The sequence below is a fragment of the Vibrio sp. VGrn 2 genome (genome assembly GCF_009361695.1).
GTDB lineage: Bacteria > Pseudomonadota > Gammaproteobacteria > Enterobacterales > Vibrionaceae > Vibrio > Vibrio diabolicus.
The window spans coordinates 150,999-174,534 of sequence record NZ_RBWD01000001.1 but is presented as its reverse complement, the minus strand read 5'-3'; the positions used below and the strand labels follow the sequence as shown (position 1 = coordinate 174,534).

The following is a 23,536-nucleotide window of genomic DNA, read 5'->3' as shown; positions in this document are numbered from 1 at the left end:
TTCAAGCTGTCGCTAGGGGGAAGAATACTTGCCCGGCATCACTGCCGGGCTTTTTTGTATCAACAAATCGAGAATGGATTCGCAATCCCTTATGCAGAGACATTAAGCGAATGCCAGCACGCCCTGCGTTTCAATTTTCACAGCAACAGACTCACCAATATTTAATGCCTGCGATGCTGTAGCCAACAAACGGTCGCCATTCGCATCAATCACGTAACGGCAATGGTCGCCCATAAAGTGCTGCTCCAGCACCGTTACTGAGCTCTTTTCATCGGATTGAATTTGCACATGTTGCGGCCTTAGCAACAAAGAGCATTCAGACTGCACTGGGATCTCTTGTTGGGCTCTGGCTTCAACCACACCCAAGTGGGTTTCATATTCTGAATCCGAAACTCGTTTAGCGGCCAGATAGCTACCACCACCTAAGAAATCCGCAACAAACTTACTTGAAGGCTGGTAGTAAAGCTCAGATGCCGTGCCATATTGCTCGATAACACCATTGTTCATCACTGCCATTTTATCAGCGAAGGCAAAAGCCTCTTCACGGCTATGCGTAACAAAAATGGCAGTCACGCCTTGCGCCTTAAAAATCTTACGGATCTCACTTATCAGCTCATGGCGAACTTGCGTATCAATATTAGAGAACGGCTCATCTAGCAACAATAAGTCTGGGCTGTAAGCTAATGAGCGAGCAATCGCAACACGCTGCTGCTGTCCACCAGACAACTGATGTGGATAACGATCGCCATAGCCTTGCAAATGCACGAGCTCGAGCATCTCTTGAACTTTGCCATTTTTCTCTTTTGTCGAGTAATGCTTTAAGCCAAAGGCAATATTTTGCTCCACCGTCAGGTGAGGAAAAAGCGCATAATCTTGGAAAATCATCCCGATATTACGCTGTTCTGGTGGCAACCAGTTCTCCCCATCATCAATCGTGACGCAATTTAAGCTCATTTCGCCTGACGTTAATGGCAATAGCCCTGCAACGGCTTTTAATAGTGTTGTTTTTCCGCAACCACTTGCACCTAGTAAACAGACAATTTGCCCTTGTTCCACCTCAAGAGATAATGATTCGAGTACGGTTTGATCATCATATTGGCAAGTTAGGTTTTTAATTGATAATGCGCAGCTCATCAGTGATTTTGCTCCAGTGAACGGTTAACAACAACAAGCGGGATCAACCCAACAAGAACCAACAGAACCGCAGGCAAAGCGGCCAATTCTAAATGCTCATCCGAGGCGAAGTTATAAACGTATGTGGCTAGTGTTTCAAAGTTAAATGGACGAAGTAATAGAGCCGCATTGAGCTCTTTCATCGACTCGATAAACACTAACAGAGCCGCAATCAGTGCACCACGTTTAACCAGCGGAAAGTGCACACGCCACAGCATGGCATTAGGCTTACAACCCATGGTGCGAGACGCCATATCTAACGAAGGCGAAATTTTATTTAAATTACTTTCGATACTACCAATCGCCACCGCTGAAAAGCGCACAACCATGGCAAAAACCAGGGCGAACATGGAGCCAGAAAAAATAAGTCCCGGTCTTCCCCATTCCATGGCTTTAGCAAGGTCGTTGACGCGGTGATCCATAAACAGTACTGCGACCATCACACCAATCGCTAATACGGTTCCTGGCACTGCATACCCCATCGAAGAAAGACGCATAAATGCCAAGCTTTCGCGCTTGCCATTGACGCGATGGGTAAAGTTAACGATCAGTGCGACAGCAACACCAATAATGGCGGCAATAACCGACACGACCAAACTATTCCATGCGTATTCACGAAACTCGGGGGTCCAACTCTGCGCAAAGTAAGTTATCGCATAATCAATCAGCTGTAGTAATGGCAAAATAAACGCGACCGAAACCAAGCCCCAACACCAAACCAGCGCGGTCCACTTTTTCCAGCCCGTCAACTCATAACGAAAATCTTCGTGACTGTTAAATTGGCTTTGAAAAAGCTTTTGTTTACGACGACTGTAGCGTTCGGCACTGAGAAGCAGTACTACAATGACGAGCATCATGGCAGAAATCTTGGCTGCAGCATTAAGATTAGAGTACCCCAACCAAGTATCGTAGACCGCTGTGGTTAACGTATTCACAGCGAAGTAACTTACAGTACCAAAGTCACCGATAGTCTCCATTGCGACCAGCGACAAACCCACAGCGATAGAAGGTCGCACTAATGGCATCGAGATGCGCCAAAAGCTTTCCCATGGAGAGCATTTGAGCAAACGCGCGCTTTGCAACAAAGAGACATTTTGCTCCATAAATGCAGCTCGACACAGCAAATACACATAAGGGTACAGCACTAAAGCCAACACAAAGGTCGCGCCAGGCAAGGTGCGAATATCAGGGAACCAATACTCGCCAGGTCCCCATCCGGTTACATCACGCAAAAAGATCTGAATTGGACCAGCAAAATCAAACCAATCAGTAAAAATATAACCAATGATATAACCTGGCATCGCAAGAGGTAACACCAATGCCCACTGCAACCATTTTTCGGTCGGCAGTTTACACATGGCCATTATCCAAGCGCTTGGTATACCAAGAATTAAGGACAACACCATTACGCCAATAGTGAGCGCAACCGTGTTAAAAATATAAGTCGGCATGACTGTCGCCATTAAATGGGCAAACAAATCATCCGTTTCACCAATTGCGGTGTAGAAGATCGCTAAGATCGGCAAAACCAGTAACAGAGTTATTACCCCACTACTGGTTTTCCATAAAGAGTGTTTATCTTTCATCGCCTAATTACTGCAAGGCTGTATGAAATACAAATGCTGTTGCAAATACATCTCATATCCTTTAATCAAATGGGGGTACTGTTATACCCCCACAAGGAATTAAAGGTCAAATTTCACTTCGTCTAATAGCTTAATTGCCGCTTCGTGGTTGGCTGCAATATCGTCTAGAGAAAGCTTGTCTGCTTTAAAGTCACCCCAAGATTCCACAAGTTCAGAACGCTTCACGCCTTCTTTAACAGGGTACTCGTAGTTAACTTCTGCGTACATCTGCTGCGCTTTGTCACCCGTTAGGAATTCCATTAGCTTCACAGCATTGTCTTTGTTTGGAGAGTACTTCGCCATCGCCATACCAGAGATGTTTACGTGAGTACCTGTAGTCTCTTGGTTAGGGAAGTTGATGTAAACTGCATCTGCCCAAGCTTTTTGCTCTTTGTCATTAACCATTTTACCTAGGTAGTAGCTGTTACCTAGAGAAACATCACATAGACCTTCTTTGATCGCTTTAACTTGTGCACGATCGTTGCCTTGTGGTTTGCGAGCAAGGTTTGCTTTCACGCCTTCCAACCACTCTTTGGTTTCTGCTTCGCCATTGTGAGCAATCATTGCTGAAACTAGAGAAACGTTGTACGGGTGCTTACCGCTACGAGTACAAATTTTACCTTTGAACTCTGGCTTAGCTAGATCTGCATAGTTGAAATCTGCGCCTAGTTTACCTACGCGATCACGTGAAGAGTAAACACTACGTGAGCGTAGAGTTAGGGCAAACCACTCATTCTCTTTATCTTGGTATTGAGCTGGTACGTTTTCTTCAATGATTTTGCTATCTACTTTCTGAACTAAACCTTTGTTTGTCAGTTCAGCTAGACGACTGATGTCTGTCGTAAGGATAACGTCAGCTGGGCTGTACTCGCCTTCTTGAGCTAGCTTTTCTGCTAAGCCTTTTTTAGCAAATTTTACGTTTACTTTGATGCCAGTTTCTTTAGTGAACTCGTTGAACATAGGTTCAACTAGGAAAGGTTGACGGTAAGAGTAGACGTTCACTTCTTCAGCAGCCATTGCTGTTGGAGCTAAGGTTGCGCAAGTTAATGCTGAAAGAGTTAGCAGTTTTTTCATTGTTTAATCCTTTACCATGCTAATGATAACGTTTATCAGTTGCGTTATTATATGTATGTTCAATAAGAAGACAATGACAAATATTAAAAAACCTGCTCATCGGAGCAGGTTTTTATATGTTGAGAGTGTAACTATTTATTACAGGCTATTGATTACTTCACAGTGACAAATTCTGGGTACGCACCGACGCCACAATCATGCATGTCCATACCTTCCATTTCTTCATCTTCCGTGACGCGAATTCCAACGGTTGCTTTCAAGATAGCCCACACCACTAGGCTAGCACCAAATACCCAAGCAAAGATAACGACAGCACCTAAAAGCTGTGCACCGAATGTAGCATCGCCGTTACTTAGTGGTACGACCATCAAACCAAAGAAGCCACAAACACCGTGCACTGAAATCGCACCGACTGGGTCATCAATTTTCAGTTTATCCAGGCCAATGATGCTGAATACGACTAGCGCGCCAGATACTGCACCGATAGCAACCGCATATAATGGCGATGGTGATAGAGGATCTGCAGTGATGGCAACCAAGCCAGCTAGCGCACCATTGAGAATCATCGTTAAGTCCGCTTTGCCCCAAGTTGTTTTACATACAAATAGCGCCGCAATAGCACCTGCAGCAGCAGCTGCGTTGGTGTTTAGGAAGATCTGACCTACCGCTGTTGCGTTCTCGAAGTCTGAAACCATCAACTGAGAACCACCGTTAAACCCAAACCAACCAAACCAAAGGATGAAAGTACCTAGTGTTGCCAAAGGCATATTTGAACCTGGAATCGGGTAGATTTCACCGTTTTTGCCATATTTACCTTTGCGAGCACCAAGAAGCAATACACCAGCAAGAGCTGCAGAAGCACCAGCCATATGTACGATACCTGAACCTGCAAAGTCGCTAAATCCAGCTTCTGCTAGGAAGCCACCGCCCCATGTCCAATAACCTTCCATTGGGTAGATAAATGCGGTCAAAATTGCAGAGAAAACCAAGAAAGACCAAAGCTTCATACGTTCAGCCACCGCACCAGAAACGACGGACATTGCCGTTGCAACGAAGACGACTTGGAAGAAGAAGTCAGATTCTAGAGAGTGATCAGCCCCTTCTCCTTGGGTACCAATCAACGCACCAAATGAAGGTAACCAGCCTCCTTCTCCGTTGTCGACATACATGATGTTGTAACCAACGATCAGAAACATCGTACATGCAATTGCGTACAAACAGATGTTCTTCGTAAGAATTTCTGTTGTGTTCTTAGAGCGCACAAGACCCGCTTCTAGCATCGCAAAACCAGCTGCCATCCACATTACCAACGCACCGGAAATGAGGAAGAAAAAGGTGTCAAGTGCGTAACGTAACTCGGTTACTGTTGTTGTTAATTCCATAATAAGTTTCTCCAATCCCTTGAATTCTTAAAGTGCTTCTGCGTCCATTTCGCCCGTTCGTATACGCACCGCTTGGTTCAGGTCGTAGACAAAAATTTTACCGTCACCAATCTTTCCTGTTTGCGCAGCTTTTGTAATCGCTTCAACCACTCGCTCAACATTATCCGCGTGAGTAGCGATTTCAATTTTCACTTTTGGTAGGAAATCGACCTGATACTCAGCGCCGCGATACAGTTCCGTGTGGCCTTTTTGACGACCAAACCCTTTAACTTCTGATACCGTCATCCCTTCGATACCGACGTTAGCCAATGCTTCTCGCACATCGTCTAATTTAAACGGCTTAATAATGGCATTGATTATTTTCATTCAATTCTCTCCGAAGCTTTCATCCTGAAACACTTCTAATAATCCAATCTACGTGCCAAGTTTTTAAGTCATTGAATAATAAAAACTAACGTCAATTTACATATCTATAAACAAAAAGGGCGCACCATATCGGTGCGCCCTTTTCACAAATTTAAAGCAACAGAAGGAAAGTTACCCAAAACTGTGCACTAAATGTTCAAAAAGTCTTTCCATCGCTCGATAAGAATCATGAAGTCCTCTATTCCACAGCTTGCTGTACTTTCTGCATTGTAGAAATCGAATTCACTTTCCATCTCAACATCATGGTCATGGGCCAATGCGTTTTCTTGCACTAGGACTTCATCACCCAGAATCATCAAGCTAATTTCTGTACCTGTTAGGTTATGCTCTTGAGAAGGCGCTGAAAATGACTGCTCAATTAACTTTTCAACCTGAGCAATCTTCATAGGATCTTTGCCAATTTCTTCTTGCAGCCAGCGCCCAACAATCTCATGCCCCATGCTGCATTTTACGTAGTACTCGCCCATTAACGTGTTACGGATGAATTCAAATTCCATCGAGATTGCCTTTTCGTATCAATTTGGTGCGGAGTATAGCGAATTGCACCCATAAAAAAAGCACCTCGTTTGAGGTGCTTTTTAATTGTGCAGTTAAGCTTATGCAGGCTCTTGGAAGATCACTTCATCCGCTTTCTTGGTGTACTGATCCATTTTATGGAAGTTCAAGTAGCGGTAAGTATCTGTAGCGGTTGCATCAATTTGCTTCGCATACTCCAAGTACTCTTCTTTAGTTGGAATCTTACCAAGGATTGCACCTACGGCAGCTAGTTCCGCAGACGACAGGTAAACATTCGCACCAGTACCTAGACGGTTCGGGAAGTTACGCGTTGAGGTCGACATCACTGTTGATTTGTCTGCAACACGCGCTTGGTTACCCATACACAGTGAACATCCTGGTGTTTCGATTCGAACCCCAGCACGGCCAAAGATACCGTAATAACCCTCTTCCGTTAGCTGATCCTTGTCCATCTTCGTTGGCGGAGCGATCCATAGACGAGTTGCAAGCTGTCCGTTGAACTTATCTAGCAGCTTACCAGCAGCGCGGAAGTGACCGATGTTCGTCATACAAGAACCAATGAACACTTCATCAATCGCTGTGCCTTGTACTTCAGACAACAAGCGAGCGTCATCCGGATCATTCGGTGCACATAGTACTGGCTCATTGATTTCAGCCATATCGATTTCAATCACATGTGCGTATTCAGCGTCTTTATCCGCTTGCATCAGCTCAGGATTTGCTAGCCACTCTTCCATCGCTGTAATACGACGTTCGATAGTACGGCGGTCACCGTAACCTTCAGAGATCATCCACTTCAGCATCACGATGTTAGAGTTTAGGTACTCTTCGATCGACTCTTGCGACAGTTTCACAGTACAACCTGCCGCCGAACGCTCTGCAGATGCATCAGACAGCTCAAATGCTTGCTCAACAGTTAGCGTTTCTAGGCCTTCAATCTCAAGGATACGGCCAGAGAATTCGTTGATCTTGCCCGCTTTCTCTACTGTTAGTAGACCTTGCTGAATCGCGTAGTAAGGGATGGCATGAACAAGGTCACGTAGTGTGATACCCGGTTGCATTTCACCTTTAAAGCGAACCAAGATTGACTCAGGCATATCTAGTGGCATAACGCCTGTCGCAGCTGCAAAGGCAACCAAGCCCGAGCCAGCTGGGAATGAAATACCCAGAGGGAAACGAGTATGTGAGTCACCACCCGTACCGACAGTATCCGGCAGTAGCATACGGTTTAGCCATGAGTGGATAATACCGTCACCAGGACGAAGAGATACACCACCGCGGTTCATAATAAAGTCCGGAAGTGTGTGGTGCGTGTTTACGTCTACTGGTTTTGGATACGCAGAGGTGTGACAGAAAGACTGCATGACAAGGTCAGCAGAGAAGCCGAGACAAGCCAAGTCTTTAAGTTCATCACGAGTCATAGGGCCAGTAGTATCTTGCGAGCCTACTGTCGTCATCTTCGGCTCACAGTAGGTACCAGGGCGAATGCCTTCTACGCCACACGCTTTACCAACCATTTTCTGTGCAAGCGTGTAACCCTTGCCAGAATCTGCAATTTCACCAGGTTTACGGAATACATCCGAAGGCTCAAGACCTAGCGATTGACGCGCTTTGTCTGTCAAACCACGACCGATGATCAATGGGATACGACCGCCAGCACGAACTTCATCAATCAGTACTTCCGTTTTCAGCGAGAACTCAGCTAAAACTTCACCTGTTTCGTGATTACAAACTTTACCTTCATATGGGTAAACATCGATAACATCGCCCATGTTGAGCTTAGTCACGTCGACTTCGATTGGTAGTGCGCCCGCATCTTCCATTGTGTTGAAGAAGATAGGTGCAATTTTACCACCAAGCACATAACCACCAGCACGTTTGTTTGGAACGTAAGGGATATCATCTCCCATGAACCAAAGTACTGAGTTGGTTGCAGATTTACGTGAAGAACCAGTACCAACAACATCACCAACGTAAACCAATTGGTGACCTTTTTCTTTCAATTCTTCAATTTGCTTGATCGGACCAATATTGCCCGGTTGATCAGGATTGATGCCTTCACGCTCGTTCTTCAGCATCGCAAGTGCGTGCACTGGGATATCAGGACGAGACCAAGCATCAGGTGCAGGTGAAAGGTCATCCGTGTTCGTTTCACCTGTTACTTTAAATACAGTTAGAGTGACTTTTTCTTCGAGCTTAGGCTTAGAAAGGAACCACTCAGCATCAGCCCATGATTGAAGTACTTTCTGTGCATGCGCATTGCCTGCTTTTGCTTTCTCTTCTACGTCATAGAAAGCATCAAACATCAGCAGCGTATGAGACAGCGCTTTTACTGCGATCTCTGCCAGTGCTTCATCATCCAATAGCTCAACTAGCGGTGCGATGTTATAACCACCTTGCATAGTGCCTAGCAGTTCAGCCGCTTTTTCACGACTCACTAATGGTGATTTAACTTCACCTTTTGCTACTGCTGTTAGGAAACCCGCTTTTACATAAGCAGCTTCATCAACACCTGGAGGGATACGGTTTTCAAGTAGGTCAAGAATGACTTCTTCTTCACCTTGTGGGGGATTTTTCAGAAGTTCTACAAGTCCAGCAACTTGTTCTGCGTCTAGCGGTTTAGGAACAACTCCTTCAGCAGCACGCTCTTCGACGTGTTTACGGTAGGCTTCAAGCACGACTTTTTCCTCTCATTGCGGTTCCTCCTCTATTATTACTATTGTTAAAGTAAAGGAGTGAACATCCTTGGAAACTTGGCTCTCCATTGCCCTTGTTTTCATTCAATTATGATTGAGAAACAGCGCCGTAGAGGCCAAACTGTGGGCAAAACAATAGCAAATTTAACCTTAAATTAAAATCTTATCATTTTGACCAACATAGCAACTTACGACTAAAGTTCTGCTAATTTTGACCAAATATGCCAAGTTTTTGCTTTCTTATACCCGGTTAATTAAACGACGTTCCTACGATCAAATACACAGCATCCATATCCTGCTCAGTACGACCATAAGCCAACATAATTGGCCCGATTGGTGAGTCAACACCAAAGAAAATAGAGCCAGCATTGTAAAGTGGCGCTTCATTCAGCTTCAGATCATTATCTGACCAAACTCCACCGTATTCCACTGATGCACCGAGGTAGACTGGCGCTTCAAATAGTCCAAAGTCATTGTCGAACCATTTGTATCGGTACACCAAGCTACTAAAAAACAGGTTCTGTCCAATCAAGCTATTTCTTGGGATGCCAGATAGGTTTAAAAAGCCGCCTAACTCTCTCGGATCAAGTGGAACCGATGAATTTTTACTTTCTACAAAGCTATATTCTGCATGTCCGACTAAAGTATGACGCTGATGACTGACCGCACCTTTGAATCGCGCGGAGATTTCATACACAGTATCTTCAATCATCTTTTCCGTGTCGAGCAGAGTGATGCCTTCCGGACTCTTGTCATGAGATACGAAATATTCAAGATCGACCAGCAGTCCGCGAGTAGGAAATGCAAAATCATCAAGCGTATCGAGTCGATAGCTCGCAAATATACCTTTGCGCTCGAAGTCTAGCTGCCCTGCCGAGGCCAAGGTAGACAGCTCAATATCTCCTGTAGAGTAACGAGCACCAAGGCGCAACTCTTGCCATAACGTAGGTTGAATGCCAATAGCCAGTTCTGAAGCAAAGTCATTATAGGAAACGGGTAAGAAGTCGTTAACTGAGCTGAGGTCCGGGTTTTCAAACTCGCTAAAAGGTAAGTTTCTATCTTCACTGCTGTATCCAACACGGCCAGCAACAAAAAGCGTTTGGCTAGATAAAACAGGCGAATACAACTCAGCTTCTATCAGCTTATCCGTGCCCATTTCTACGTTGAACGCCAACTCTGCACCATGCGAGTTTAAATTAGTAAAATTGGTCGACATACCGATGCCGTATTGGCTATCCGTATCGAAGTCATCTTCAAGGAAAAATCGAAAGTTAACGTAATTCGGCCCCCACGACTTTTCGTTAACATCAAAAACCAACAATGTCTTACCATCAACATCTTCAAAGTGGTAAGTGATTAACTCAAAACGATCCAACGCATAGAGATTTTCAACGGCTTTTTCTATTTCAGCCGTTGGAATACGACGACCTGTTTTCAATTGGATACGGTTGGTAAGTAATACATCACTGTAGTGGGTGTTATTCACTATCACAATGTCATCAACAATGCGTTTATCACCGTAAACCAGCGTCTTACGTACCTCTTGCTTGTGATCAATGTACTTTTGGTATTCTGCGTTCGATAAACTTAGACCTTGCAGCTTATCTTCAAGCTGCTTGGTAATATCGTAGCCCGCTTGAAAAGCCCAAGGCATTTTGTCGAACTCGACCGTTTCCATGGTGCCTACATTGGGACGAATATAAATATCTTGTGGTTCAAGCTCGTCCACTTGCTGTTGCGTACTGCGACGAACTAGGTAATTAGAAAGTTGATCCGCTACAGTAAACAGCCCGGTAAACTCATCTTCGGTTTTGTAGTCGGTGCTAATATCGACAGCAATAACAACATCTGCCCCCATCGCGCGAGCCACATCGACAGGCATGTTATTAACGACGCCACCATCGACAAGCATATGGCCATTGAGCTTATAGGGAGGAAGCGCTCCTGGTACAGACATACTGGCCATCATGGCGTCCACAAGGTAGCCATTGCCAAGAACCACTTCCTCTAGCGCAAGAATATCTGTCGCCACAGAGCGGTAAGGAATGGCAAGATCATCAAAAGAATCGAATCGCCCTAAGTTCCCTGTAGTCTCACGCAATACGCGCAACATGTTCTGGCCTTGCACCACACCAGTTGGGGCACGCACCTCACCAAATCTTAAGCCGAGGTCAGTGTTAATTTGATAGCGGTCTTCATACTCTTTATCACGAACTCGGCGTTGACTGCGGTCGACACGATCTCGATAGCCACTGCTCCAATCCACGGTGTAGATAAAACTTTCAATTTCATCAGCGCTCATCCCCGTGGCATAGAGACCACCAACATAAGCGCCCATACTAGTGCCCGTTACGATATCGACCGGGATCTGCATCTCTTCTAACGCTTTAAGGACGCCGATATGCGCAGCGCCTTTTGCTCCGCCACCAGCGAGCACAACTGCCACCTTTGGACGAGGCTCCACGTCATCCGTTTTTGCTAGAGAGTTTGCTAGGGAAACTGAAGGAGTGGTGATCAAAAAGGCACTAACCCAAAGCGCGAAATGGCGAGTCGACGGGCTTGATAACAGCTTTTTGAACATTCACTTCTTCCTTTGTTGAATTTCTTATCAAGTAGGGCGTGCTAGCAGCACCGCACTAACACGCCCTAATATGTACTAAGAATTGACCAGAGAGACAAGCTAATGTTGTTGATTTGGCGATGCTACCAATCAAATAAGCTGTTAAGCCAGTTTGATTTCTTCTCACACTGCTGCTTTATTTGACCCGTTTTATCCCAAACTGGCAGTTTATAATCACTACGACAGTTCATTTCTAAACCACCATCTGATGTCGGCTTAAATCCTAACGTGGTGATCTCTCTTGGCCATGGAAGCTCTAAACGCTCAGGAATGCGTTGCTTCAAATACTCTGCGTACACTCGTAATGCACCGCTCGATCCCGTTAGATGAACCGGTTTGTTATCGTCGCGACCTAGCCAAATTGTCGTCACTTCACGGCCATCAACACCGACAAACCAGCTATCGCGGTTATCGTTACTGGTACCCGTTTTTCCTGCCAGTGCAGCCCAACCAAACTGGCTTTGTAAGAAGCGGCCTGTACCTTGAGCAACCCCCTGTTTCATCGCGTAGGTCGTTAGCCATGCTGCTTGCTCATCCACGGCTCTTGATGAACGAGGCAAGGATTGATAAAGCACATTACCTTCCATATCCATCACTGAACGCAGAGCGGTCAGTTTCGCACGTTTGCCTGAGTTCGTCAGTGTCTGATACATCTGCGCGACTTCAAACGGCGTCAAAGAAAACGAGCCCAAAAACATCGAAGGCACTGGGCGGATTTCGTCTTTGTTGACGCCCAAACGCTCTAAAGTATCGGATACTTCTGGGATACCAAGCGCCATGCCTAAGCGCACCGTTGGCACGTTGAGTGACTTCGCTAAAGCAATGTAGAGTGGCACATCACCACGGTATTTTCGGTCGTAGTTACGCGGTGTCCATACATTACCTTTACTGCTTTTCAGGCTTAGCGGCGTGTCGTGCAGCGTCGTGCCTAGGTTATATTTTTCCGGTTGTTCTAAAGCCGTCAAGTAAATCGCTGGTTTAACTAGAGAACCAATTGGACGACTGGCATTGAGCGCGCGGTTAAAACCTTCATAACCAACACGTTTACCGCCAACCATGGCACGGATTTCACCACTATGACGATCAACCGCAACAGCGGCAGCTTCCAATTCTTTACCGCCTCGTTTAGCTAGCTCCGGGATCTTTTTCGCGATGGCTTGCTCCATTTTGCTTTGCGATACCGGATCCAGAGACGTAAACACGCGCAGCCCGGTTTCCGCTTTAAATCGCTCCCCCACTTTTTCTTTCAATTCAATGCTCAATTGTTGGAAATAAGCGGGCTGACGGCTCGCAATACGTGGTTTGCTCTGCGTATCAAGCGAACGACTGACGGCTTGCTCATACTGCTCAGATGTCAGCATGTTTTGCTGCATCAACAAACGTAATACAAGATCGCGGCGCTCTTTCGTGCGCTCAGGGTAACGAATTGGATTGTAGTAAGACGGTCCTTTTACCATCCCAACTAACATCGCCAGTTGATCGATTCGCAGCTCTTGAATCGGTTGTCCAAAGTAATAACGCGATGCCAAGCCAAACCCGTGGATCGCTTCACCACCGCTTTGCCCTAGATACACTTCGTTAAGGTAGGCTTCCAAAATACGATCTTTGCTGTAACGGTAATCCAAAATTAACGCGATATACGCTTCTCTAACTTTGCGCCACAGCGTTTTATCACGGGTCAAAAACAGGTTTTTCGCCAACTGCTGAGTTAGCGTACTACCACCTTGAACAGTACGACCCGCTTTAATGTTTGCAACCATTGCTCGTGCAATCGCGAGTGGAGACACCCCATCGTGTTGATAAAAATCCCGGTCTTCGGTCGCAAGCAGTGCATCAACTAAAATTTCTGGGAACTGATCACGACGCAAGAACAGACGCTGCTCATCTTGATCTTTCTCCAGCATCCCCAACATCTTCGGTTCTAAGCGTAAGTAACCAAGATCACCTCGGGACTCTAAAGACTGAATACGCTGCAAGCCAGAATCTGAAAAATGGAGCATCACGTGACGATCCGGTTCAGGACCATCGGCAAATTCGAATGGACGGCGAATCAATTCAATCCGAGTGGAAGAAGAAGAGTACTCACCAGGATAGCGAGGCTGACTTACCTTACGGTAATTCAGTACATCCAGCTCGTTACGAAGTTCTTGAATGGTGATATTTTCACCCGGATTTAAGTTCAAGATGCGAGCATAAACCACCGTTGGCAATTCAAACAGCTGACCTTCAAAGCGCTCTTTCACGACACTATCTAAATAAATACCCACAAACAGCAAAACAGCGGCAAGCGCAACACCGGCTTTCCAGCTAAATGACCACAAAACTTTCAGCCACGAACGTTTCTCGTTAGCCGGCTTTTTACTCGGTGTGCGTCGAGTCGGTTTTGTCGTTCCTTTATTGGTTGTACTTTTCTTCGCTGGCGCTTTTTTCGCGCTAGGCTTCTTGCTGTTAGTCATTATTCAATTGTCTTTTTGTTTTCGTAGTTGCTACATGATTGGCAGGATCATCTGGCCAAACGTGTTTTGGGTAGCGCCCTTTCATCTCTTTTTGAACGTCTTTATAGCTTCCGTTCCAGAAAGCCGCCAAGTCAGACGTCACTTGCAGCGGACGTTGTGCCGGCGAAAGCAGTTCAAGCACCAAACGCTTACGACCAAGCGCTACCGTAGGGGAGCCACTCTCACCAAATACCTCTTGCATACGCACCGATAATTTCGGCTCATGGCCATACTGGTAACGGATACGCTTCTTTGAACCTGTAGGCAGTTGGTAATGCTCTGGTAACCATTCATCCAGTTGTTGATTGAGTGGCCAACCTAATCGAGCGTTCAGCGCTTCGACCAAGTTTATCTTGCTCAAATCGTTAACCGAACTGACGGACGTCATGTACGGCTCTAACCACTCTTCTAATGAATCCAACAAACTGGCTTCATCAAACATTGGCCATGATTGCTCGGGTAACCATTCCACCGCACAACGAATCCGAGCCAACAAGCTCTCCGCTGCCGGTGTCCAGTTTAGACTCTGTAAGCCCTGGCGGCGGACATACGTGAGTAAAGCTTGTGTCATTTTTTCTTTGCCAGGGCTTGGCAAAGGCTCGCGTTCAACCACCAGCTGACCGAGTTTTGTTTGTCTCTCAGCCATTAGACGCCCTCTTTTTTCATCCCAGTCTACAACTTCTTCAGACGAAAATAGCGCTTCAAAGGTCGCTCGCAATATATTGACATCCAATTCACATGCCGAATGAATTTGACTGGAGTTAGAATGAGAACGCATTAAGTCAACGGCAACCAAATACTCACAGCCACCTAGCATGTCTTCCTGACGACATTCTGCACCATGACCATTAGCCAAAGTAAATCGCCCAAATTGATTTGTGCGCTGCTGCGCAATGCGATCTGGAAATGCCAAACTTAACACCAGCGGTAATGCTTCTTCATCCACGCCTTTCAGGTCAAATACCGTATCTAATTTGTACGCCAGAGATTGAGCACGCTTGAACAACATCGACTTTTTTGGATGAGTACCAACAAGCCAACGATGCCAGCTATGAGCGATATTGGTGACGTTTCTTTCTGGCTCTTCAATCAGTGCGACCGCCGCCAAAGCAGCATTTAACATCTTATCACTGTAAGATTGCGCTTTAATTAGCATCGCAGCCGCACGAGGCTCAACGCCTAGTTCATGCGTCTGTTTTCCTTCGGACGTTAATTGCCCTTTTTCCGTCAGTAGTCCCAATGACACCAATAGCTGCTTCGCTTGTTCCAATGACGCATTAGCGGGAACATCAAGCCACTTGAGATCGTGGATATCACTCGCTCCCCAAAATGCGAGCTCTATAACTAAACTAGCCAAATCGGAATGCAAAATTTCGGGCTGGGGAACCAGAGGTTGCTGCTTGAACTGACTTTCAGAATAGAGGCGAACGCAAATGCCCTCTTCTATTCGTCCCGCTCGTCCTGCACGCTGAATCGCTGAAGACTGTGCAATGCGTGTTTGCTCTAAGCGTGTTAAACCGTTTTTCAAATCAAACCGGGCAATACGCTCTAACCCAGAATCAACCACAAGGCGAATGCCTTCAATCGTCAGTGAAGTTTCTGCGATGTTGGTCGCGAGTACGACTTTACGCTTGCCGTGTTCTGCCGGCGTGATGGCTTTTTGTTGCTCAGTAAAGCTCAGTTGCCCATAAAGCGGACACACTTCAATATCATCCGCCAAATGAGATAAACGTTCTTCGACTTGTTTAATGGCCCCAACGCCCGGTAGGAAAGCCAACAAAGAGCCGGACTCTTTGTTCATAAGACTTTCTATTGTTTTTGCCATACTCGTAGGTAAATGATCATTCACACCTAACGGTTGGTAACGCATGTCTACGTCGAAACTGCGTCCTTCTGATTCAATGTAACTGGCTTCCGGCAACAACGACTGTAAGGCTTGTTGATCAAGCGTTGCCGACATTACCACCAGCTTGAGATCGTCTCGCAATGCCTCTTGAACTTCTAAACTGAATGCCAAAGCGGTATCGGCATGAATGCTGCGTTCATGAAACTCATCAAAGATCAGCAGATCAACACCATCCAGTTCAGGGTCAGTTTGAATCATCCGAGTCATGATCCCTTCAGTCACGATCTCCAACTGCGTTGCAGAACTTACCTTTGCCTCGCCACGAACTCGATAACCCACGCGTTGGCCTACTTGCTCTCCCAATTGCTCAGCAAGATAACGGGCAATGTTACGCGCCGCGAGTCGTCTTGGCTCAAGCATGATGATTTTTCCAACAACCGAATGGTTTAAGAGTAACTGCAAAGGGAAGTAAGTCGACTTACCGGCACCAGGCGCCGCTTTTAAGATCACTTGATGTTGATTTTTGACCGCCGTCAGCAACTCAGGCATCACGGCTTCAATCGGCAATTGTGACAAAGGAAATACCTTGTGGTGTAATGGTGGCAACATTGTACATAAAAAAATTTTTGTCTAAATAAGCAAATGCATTTCACACCCGCTTTAGAGTCCGCCACTCTACTCAAACGCTATAAACGCTTTCTTGCCGATATCGAACTCGATACCGGTGAAGTTCGTACTATCCACTGCGCAAACACTGGCGCTATGACAGGTTGTGCGACACCCGGAAACAAAGTTTGGTTTTCCACTTCCGACAACCCGAAACGAAAATATCCCAATAGTTGGGAGTTGAGTGAAACCGAACAAGGCCACCGCATTTGTATCAATACCGCGCGCGCCAACCAATTAGCCGTTGAGGCTATTGAAAATAATGTCATTTCAGAGCTTTGTGGTTATGACACACTTCAAACTGAGGTGAAATACGGTAATGAAAATAGCCGAATTGATATCTTGCTCAGCGCAGACAGCAAGCCAAAGTGCTATATAGAAGTGAAAAGCGTCACTCTTCTTGATGAGACCGACTCTATTGGACAAGGATACTTCCCAGATGCGGTCACGACTCGGGGACAAAAGCACCTGAGAGAGCTCACAGAAATGGCACAAAATGGAAGTAGAGCCATACTTTTATTCACTGTTTTACATTCAGGTATTGAAAAAGTATCCGCGGCGCACCATATAGACGCGAAATATTCACTATTACTCAAACAAGCACAAGACGCTGGAGTGGAAGTTCTCTGCTACAAAGCTGAACTGAGCGATACTGGAATGAAGCTGATTTCCGCTATTGATTTTATCAATTAAGAGAAAAAATGATGTCGTCTTCACATTGACGATAACTTTGCGATTCAGTATTTGCTTGCACCGCCTCTTTTTGCTATAGATACCCGCCTTAAATTGACTGCGTAGCAGTTGACTAGGTGTAAGTAGGAGATGCTGTATGCCAGAATCAAAGAAGAAAACGATAGGCATCCTAGCCATTGCCGGCGTGGAGCCATATCAGGAAAAACCTGGTGAAGAGTACATGTCACCAGAGCAGGTTGAACACTTTACGAAAATCTTAACAGCTTGGCGCGACCAGCTGAGAGCTGAAGTGGATCGTACCGTTCACCACATGCAGGACGAAGCAGCAAACTTCCCAGATCCAGTTGACCGCGCCTCTCAAGAGGAAGAGTTCAGCCTAGAACTGCGTAACCGCGACCGCGAACGCCGTTTGATCAAGAAGATTGAAAAGACTTTGGATAAAATCAAAGAAGACGATTTTGGCTTCTGTGAGTCTTGTGGCGTAGAGATTGGCGTTCGCCGTCTTGAAGCACGTCCAACCGCTGACCTATGTATTGACTGTAAAACACTTGCAGAAATCAAAGAGAAGCAAATGCAAGGTTAATCAACCAAGCATTATGATTATTGAAGGGAGCTCAGGCTCCCTTTTTGTTTTGACTACCTTTGCATCCCATTTGTTTACTAAATTCGAGATACACGCATGACACGCTATGTAGGTCGATTCGCCCCATCTCCTTCTGGTCCTTTACATTTTGGTTCACTGATTGCCGCTCTTGGCAGCTATTTTCAAGCGAAAGCACACAACGGAACCTGGTTAGTACGTATTGAGGACTTGGACCCACCAAGAGAAATGCCAGGTGCGGCGCAACTTATCCTAGATGCGCTCAAAGCCTACCAGCTACATTGGGATGGAGAGGTGGTATACCAGAGTGAACGTCATGACCTTTACCAAGCCCAAATAAACACATGGCTCGAAAATGGTGAGGCCTATTATTGCCAATGTACTCGAAAGCAAATTAAAGAGCATGGCGGGTTTTATCCTGGCACTTGCCGCGATAAAAACTTGAAAGACGGCGCGATTCGCCTAAAAATGACCAAGCCTGTCGCTCATTTCTTCGATCAGAAGCGTGGAACAATTAAGATTCCAGAGCAACTCGTTAATGAAGATTTCATTATTAAACGTCGAGATGGATTATTTGCTTATAATCTTGCGGTAGTATTGGACGACATCGACCAAGGCGTCACCGAAGTCGTGCGTGGTGCAGACTTAATCGAGCCAACAGGGCGTCAAATCAGTCTGTACCAGATACTTGGGCAGCCTGAAGTCAGCTACTTGCATTTACCATTGGCGATGGACAACAACGGCAATAAACTGTCGAAACAAAATCACGCGACGGCTATTGATATAGAGACACCAAAGCCTAATCTATTACGCGCCATGACATTTTTGGGCTTCGAGATACCGGAAGCCATAAAAGCGGCCAACATAGAAGAGATTCTTCATTGGGGCTGCGAAAACTGGCGCTTGGAACAGCTTCCAACAGAGATCGAGATCACACCGTGATTCTCAAATGGCATTGTGTAGGCTATCATTAGCCGCAAATTAGGCCCTAGAGGCGCAAAAACTAACCAAAGCAAGATTGGACTAAACCCAGTTATTGCCAGATGCACATGAATACAAACGACTATACACCAAGCGAACCTGCCACTATTCCAGAGCTCGCTCTCAATGTAATAACTCGTGAAGAGCACAACATTTCGCGTAAGCAGATCAGTGATAATGCACTGAAGGTACTGTACCGCCTAAATGGTGCTGGTTTCGATGCTTTTCTTGTGGGTGGCGGGGTTCGAGACTTACTGCTTGGACAGAAACCAAAAGATTTTGACATTGCGACCAACGCAACGCCGGAACAGATCAAACAGCTATTTCGTAACTGCCGTTTGATTGGTCGCCGCTTCCGCTTGGCTCACATTATGTTTGGCCGAGATATCATTGAAGTAGCGACATTCCGCGGTCACCACCAAGAGCAAAAGAATAAGAGCATCTCTCAGCAATCGAAAGAAGGAATGCTGCTGCGGGACAATGTCTACGGCACCATCGATGAAGATGCTGAGCGCCGTGATTTCACGATTAACTCGATGTACTACAACATCGCGGATTACTCGATTCACGACTACGCACGTGGTATTGAGGATTTAGAAGATCGCCTCATTCGACTGATTGGCGATCCAGAAACACGCTACCGTGAAGACCCAGTACGTATGTTGCGTGCGGTTCGCTTCGCAGTAAAACTGGACTTTGATATTGAAGAAGACACCGCGGCACCAATCGAACACATGGCACCGTTGCTCGGTGACATTCCGTCAGCGCGTCTTTTTGAAGAGTCACTCAAATTATTGCAATCCGGTCACGGCTTAGAAACCTACCACCTACTGCGTGAGTACAACTTATTCCAACAGCTCTTCCCGACGATTGCAGCGCACTTTACAGAAGATTACTCCTCTCACACAGAGCAAATGTTGGATCTCGTGTTGGATTCTACTGACATGCGCATCGAAGATGGTAAACGTATCAACCCTGCATTTATGTTTGCTGCAATGCTGTGGTACCCACTGTGTGCGAAAGCCGATGAACTGATGGAAGAGCGCAACCTAGGCCATTACGACGCTATTATGGAAGCGAGTAACATCATTCTTGATGAACAAGTTCGTACAATTGCCATTCCAAGACGCCACACCGCAACCATTCGCGAGATTTGGCAGCTGCAGCTTCGTCTTCCACGACGCAACGGTAAACGTGCATTCCGCCTGATGGAGCTCAATAAATTTAGAGCTGGCTTTGATTTTCTTGAAATGCGCGGTGAAATTGAAGGTGGTGACACTCAGAAGCTTGCCAAGTGGTGGGAAACTTTCCAAAATGCAGGCCGAGAAATGCGTCAAGCAATGGCTGCCGACCTAGACGGTCAATCACCGAAGAGTGGTCAGCGCCGCCGTAAAACCTATCGCAAGAAAAAGAGTAAGCCTAAGTCATGATCACAGCGTACATTGCGGTAGGCAGTAACTTGGCTGGTCCTGTCAGCCAAGCGAAGCAAGCGATTGAAGCGTTAAAAACGCTGCCTAAATCAGAATTTGTTCAGGCTTCTTCGCTATACAGCAGCACGCCAATGGGACCACAAAACCAACCGGATTACATCAATGCGGTTGTGTCGATTAACACCAGTTTGACGCCTCTTGAGTTGCTCGATTGCACACAAGCCATTGAGCAAGAACAAGGGCGTGTCCGTAAAGACGAACGTTGGGGACCAAGAACCTTGGACCTCGACATTGTTCTTTATGGCAATGAGGTGATTAATTCCGAGAGGCTGATCGTTCCTCATTATGGAATGAAAGAGCGTGAATTCGTACTCTACCCTCTTGCGGAAATTGCACCAAGTTTACAACTCCCCGATGGGACCGAGGTCTCTAAACTACTGGAACAAGTAGATAGAAACGGCCTCAGTATCTGGCAGTCATAGCCAACTCCTAGTAAGGATAAAACCATGAAAAAAATGACCATCAACGACCTAATCAAGTGGAAGCAAGAAGGTCGTAAATTTGCTACTTCAACCGCTTATGATGCGAGCTTTGCCCAACTGTTTGAAAGCCAAGAAATGCCAGTACTTCTTGTTGGTGATTCTCTAGGTATGGTTTTGCAAGGTCACAACGATACTCTGCCAGTAACGGTCGATGATATCGCTTACCATACTCGTTGCGTACGCGCAGGTAGCCCAAATTGTTTGTTGATGGCTGACATGCCATTCATGAGCTACACCACGCCAGAGCAAGCTTGCGAAAATGCGGCTACACTGATGCGTGCGGGTGCCAATATGGTGAAAATTGAAGGTGGTGACTGGCTAGTAGACACTGTAAAAATGCTCACTGAACGCTCGGTTCCAGTTTGTGCTCACCTTGGTTTAACTCCTCAAGCCGTGAATATTTTTGGTGGTTACAAAGTCCAAGGTCGCGATCAAGAAAAAGCGGACCGCATGGTGAAAGATGCGTTAGCACTGCAAGAAGCAGGCGCTCAAATCGTCTTACTAGAGTGCGTGCCTGCTGAGCTTGCTGAGCGTATTACGCAAGTGCTCGACGTGCCTGTTATCGGTATTGGAGCTGGTAACGTGACAGATGGTCAAATTCTCGTGATGCATGATATGTTCGGTATCTCTGCCAACTACATGCCGAAATTCTCCAAAAACTTTCTTGCTGAAACAGGTGATATGCGCAAAGCCGTTGCTAAATACATTGAAGATGTAGCCAACGGTGTATTCCCAGACGACGCTCATACCATTGCCTAGAGGATAAATGCATGCAAACTTTTGCGGAAATCTCAGCAGTTCGTGAACACCTTAAAACCTTTAAACGTGAAGGTCGTAAAATTGCGTTTGTCCCAACCATGGGCAACCTTCACGAAGGTCACTTAACTTTAGTGCGTAAAGCACGCGAATACGCTGATATCGTTGTCGTAAGCATCTTTGTTAATCCGATGCAGTTTGATCGTGCAGACGATTTAAATAATTACCCGCGTACGCTAGAGGAAGACTTAAGCAAGTTAACCTCTGAAGGGGTCGATGTGGTATTTACGCCGACACCAGAAGTTATCTATCCTGAAGGGCTTGATAAACAAACGTTTGTTGATGTTCCGGGTCTATCGACTATTTTAGAAGGGGCTTCACGCCCTGGTCATTTCCGTGGCGTCACAACCATCGTAAACAAGCTATTTAACATCGTTCAGCCAGATGTGGCCTGTTTTGGTGAGAAAGATTTTCAACAACTTGCTGTTATCCGCAAGATGGTTGTCGATCTTGCGATGGACATTGAAATCATCGGTGTACCAACCGTACGTGAAATGGACGGTTTAGCAATGAGCTCACGTAATGGTCTGCTTACACTTGACGAACGCCAGCGTGCGCCAGTACTTGCTCGTACAATGCGTTGGATCAGCAGTGCCATTCGTGGCGGCCGTGATGACTACGCATCGATCATCGAAGATGCGAGCGACCAACTGCGAGCTGCAGGTTTGCACCCTGATGAGATCTTCATTCGTGATGCTCGTACATTACAAGTGATCACACCAGAAACGACACAAGCCGTCATTCTGATGTCTGCGTTCTTAGGCAAAGCTCGTCTTATCGATAACCAAACGGTAGATATGGTTGTCGAAGCGAAGGAAGAAGCAGAGTCTAGTAATACAAACTCAGAGAGCGCAGAGTAAGCTCTGAGCCATCAAGACGTAAAAAGGTCGACTCTTAGTCGACCTTTTTTATTTTCTACGTATAGACGCAATCTAACCCTTCAGGGCGTGTTTTAAACCGCTTGTGCAGCCACATCCACGCTGGAATATCACGTTTTATCATTTTCTCAAGCTCTTGGTTCAAGATACTTGCCGCTTTAATCGCATTACGCCTCTCGAAACGCTCACTGATATCTTTTCCAATATATAACGTGTAATGGTGATTCTTGCTCACTGTGACGCCAGATATGACCGCACACTTTGTTGCGTCTATAAGCACACTAGAGCCCACGGTACTCGCGGCTTGTTCAACAGCAAAGAACGGCGCAAAAACAGAATGGCTGACGCCATAATCATGGTCGGGCAAATACCACAGTCGATGACCATTTTTCAGAACTTTGAGCATTGATTTAACGTCTTTTCGATCAATCATTTGATGCCCAAAACGAGTTCGGCCTCGATGCTGAATAAACTCATAAGCAGGGTTCGTGTTTGGGCGATACACACCGTAACCTTTGGCAAACTGGCTAAAAATACGAGCGGTTATCTCCAAGTTTAAATGGTGACTGCACACCACCAACACACCACGGCCATTCTTTTCCTCAGCGAGTAAACGATCTTTTCCAACAGTAGAGGTTATCCGACGAATCCGCCAATCTGGCCAAAACCACGCTATGCCCGTTTCGATGATCGCCATTCCCGTATATTGAAAGTTTTTTCGTACTACGTCCTTACATTGCCAATCCGTAAAATCAGGGAAACACAGCTGGAGATTACGCAGAGCGATCTTGTGTCGGCGCTTCATTACATGCATCGCAACACAACCGATGCCTCTACCTAAGATTTGCAACACCACGTAAGGGAGTAGATTTACAATAACCGCTAGAGAGCCAAATGCTAGCCATACAGACCAATATTTGGGCTTAAGTAACTGATAGGAGAAAGGCGGCGGCGGGACAATATTCATAGGAACACTCATTTATTACAAATGATTGAAACCTATCATGATAAAAACTGAAAGATTGTATGGGTATGTATTGTTATGCATGCCAAAGAGCAGCATGATTCGCTGCTCT

18 protein-coding genes are annotated in these 23,536 nt (G+C 46.0%); 7 read left to right on the top strand and 11 right to left on the bottom strand.

Features of this window, described 5'->3' with window-relative positions; translation table 11 throughout:
* Positions 1 to 102: 102 nt before the first annotated feature.
* From D8S93_RS00905 to hrpB, 10 genes are all read right to left on the bottom strand, one after another.
* Positions 103 to 1,134 carry an ABC transporter ATP-binding protein gene (locus tag D8S93_RS00905; RefSeq protein WP_152811629.1) on the bottom strand — a complete coding sequence of 344 codons (1,032 nt, stop codon included), beginning with the start codon at positions 1,132 to 1,134 and terminating at the stop codon, positions 103 to 105.
* Positions 1,134 to 2,759, bottom strand: coding sequence for an ABC transporter permease (locus tag D8S93_RS00900; RefSeq protein ID WP_005396731.1), 1,626 nt, complete (start codon positions 2,757 to 2,759; stop codon positions 1,134 to 1,136). The genes D8S93_RS00905 and D8S93_RS00900 overlap by 1 nt, the downstream gene beginning before the upstream one ends.
* Before the next feature lie 99 nt (positions 2,760 to 2,858).
* The gene (locus tag D8S93_RS00895; protein ID WP_005386566.1) at positions 2,859 to 3,872 is read right to left on the bottom strand and encodes a Fe(3+) ABC transporter substrate-binding protein; all 1,014 of its coding nucleotides are present in this window, start codon (positions 3,870 to 3,872) and stop codon (positions 2,859 to 2,861) included.
* 152 nt (positions 3,873 to 4,024) lie between these two features.
* Complete coding sequence (locus tag D8S93_RS00890; protein ID WP_046875065.1) at positions 4,025 to 5,254, bottom strand: ammonium transporter; 1,230 nt, start codon at positions 5,252 to 5,254, stop codon at positions 4,025 to 4,027.
* A 27-nt stretch (positions 5,255 to 5,281) separates the two neighbouring features.
* Positions 5,282 to 5,620: a P-II family nitrogen regulator gene (locus tag D8S93_RS00885; RefSeq protein ID WP_005396729.1), complete on the bottom strand. Its 339-nt coding sequence runs from the start codon at positions 5,618 to 5,620 to the stop codon at positions 5,282 to 5,284.
* A gap of 188 nt (positions 5,621 to 5,808) precedes the next feature.
* Positions 5,809 to 6,177, bottom strand: a complete 369-nt coding sequence (locus D8S93_RS00880) for a YacL family protein (protein WP_005396728.1) — start codon at positions 6,175 to 6,177, stop codon at positions 5,809 to 5,811.
* Positions 6,178 to 6,276: 99 nt separating this feature from the next.
* Positions 6,277 to 8,874: a bifunctional aconitate hydratase 2/2-methylisocitrate dehydratase gene (acnB, locus tag D8S93_RS00875; protein WP_319802943.1), complete on the bottom strand. Its 2,598-nt coding sequence runs from the start codon at positions 8,872 to 8,874 to the stop codon at positions 6,277 to 6,279.
* Positions 8,875 to 9,142: 268 nt separating this feature from the next.
* Positions 9,143 to 11,473, bottom strand: coding sequence for a patatin-like phospholipase family protein (locus tag D8S93_RS00870; RefSeq protein WP_152811627.1), 2,331 nt, complete (start codon positions 11,471 to 11,473; stop codon positions 9,143 to 9,145).
* Between the two features lie 122 nt (positions 11,474 to 11,595).
* The gene (gene mrcB / locus D8S93_RS00865; protein ID WP_005396725.1) at positions 11,596 to 13,968 is read right to left on the bottom strand and encodes a penicillin-binding protein 1B; all 2,373 of its coding nucleotides are present in this window, start codon (positions 13,966 to 13,968) and stop codon (positions 11,596 to 11,598) included.
* The gene (hrpB, locus tag D8S93_RS00860; RefSeq protein ID WP_152811625.1) at positions 13,961 to 16,429 is read right to left on the bottom strand and encodes an ATP-dependent helicase HrpB; all 2,469 of its coding nucleotides are present in this window, start codon (positions 16,427 to 16,429) and stop codon (positions 13,961 to 13,963) included. The genes mrcB and hrpB overlap by 8 nt, the downstream gene beginning before the upstream one ends.
* A gap of 66 nt (positions 16,430 to 16,495) precedes the next feature.
* On the opposite strand from hrpB, the gene sfsA reads away from it, so the two are divergent.
* From sfsA to panC, 7 genes are all read left to right on the top strand, one after another.
* Positions 16,496 to 17,212 carry a DNA/RNA nuclease SfsA gene (gene sfsA, locus D8S93_RS00855; RefSeq protein WP_046875071.1) on the top strand — a complete coding sequence of 239 codons (717 nt, stop codon included), beginning with the start codon at positions 16,496 to 16,498 and terminating at the stop codon, positions 17,210 to 17,212.
* Positions 17,213 to 17,348: 136 nt separating this feature from the next.
* Complete coding sequence (gene dksA, locus D8S93_RS00850; RefSeq protein ID WP_005386584.1) at positions 17,349 to 17,795, top strand: RNA polymerase-binding protein DksA; 447 nt, start codon at positions 17,349 to 17,351, stop codon at positions 17,793 to 17,795.
* Positions 17,796 to 17,891: 96 nt separating this feature from the next.
* Positions 17,892 to 18,755: a tRNA glutamyl-Q(34) synthetase GluQRS gene (gene gluQRS / locus D8S93_RS00845; RefSeq protein WP_152811623.1), complete on the top strand. Its 864-nt coding sequence runs from the start codon at positions 17,892 to 17,894 to the stop codon at positions 18,753 to 18,755.
* A gap of 101 nt (positions 18,756 to 18,856) precedes the next feature.
* A complete protein-coding gene (gene pcnB, locus D8S93_RS00840; RefSeq protein ID WP_046875073.1) occupies positions 18,857 to 20,224 on the top strand; it encodes a polynucleotide adenylyltransferase PcnB in 1,368 nt (455 codons plus the stop codon).
* Positions 20,221 to 20,706: a 2-amino-4-hydroxy-6-hydroxymethyldihydropteridine diphosphokinase gene (gene folK, locus D8S93_RS00835; protein ID WP_152811621.1), complete on the top strand. Its 486-nt coding sequence runs from the start codon at positions 20,221 to 20,223 to the stop codon at positions 20,704 to 20,706. The genes pcnB and folK overlap by 4 nt, the downstream gene beginning before the upstream one ends.
* A 24-nt stretch (positions 20,707 to 20,730) precedes the next feature.
* Complete coding sequence (gene panB / locus D8S93_RS00830) at positions 20,731 to 21,525, top strand: 3-methyl-2-oxobutanoate hydroxymethyltransferase (RefSeq protein ID WP_005396718.1); 795 nt, start codon at positions 20,731 to 20,733, stop codon at positions 21,523 to 21,525.
* Positions 21,526 to 21,536: 11 nt separating this feature from the next.
* The gene (gene panC / locus D8S93_RS00825; RefSeq protein WP_005396717.1) at positions 21,537 to 22,442 is read left to right on the top strand and encodes a pantoate--beta-alanine ligase; all 906 of its coding nucleotides are present in this window, start codon (positions 21,537 to 21,539) and stop codon (positions 22,440 to 22,442) included.
* A 55-nt stretch (positions 22,443 to 22,497) separates the two neighbouring features.
* Here the strand turns inward: panC and D8S93_RS00820 are convergent, their stop codons facing one another.
* Complete coding sequence (locus tag D8S93_RS00820; protein WP_048625964.1) at positions 22,498 to 23,427, bottom strand: Kdo(2)-lipid IV(A) acyltransferase; 930 nt, start codon at positions 23,425 to 23,427, stop codon at positions 22,498 to 22,500.
* Between the last annotated feature and the right edge of the window lie 109 nt (positions 23,428 to 23,536).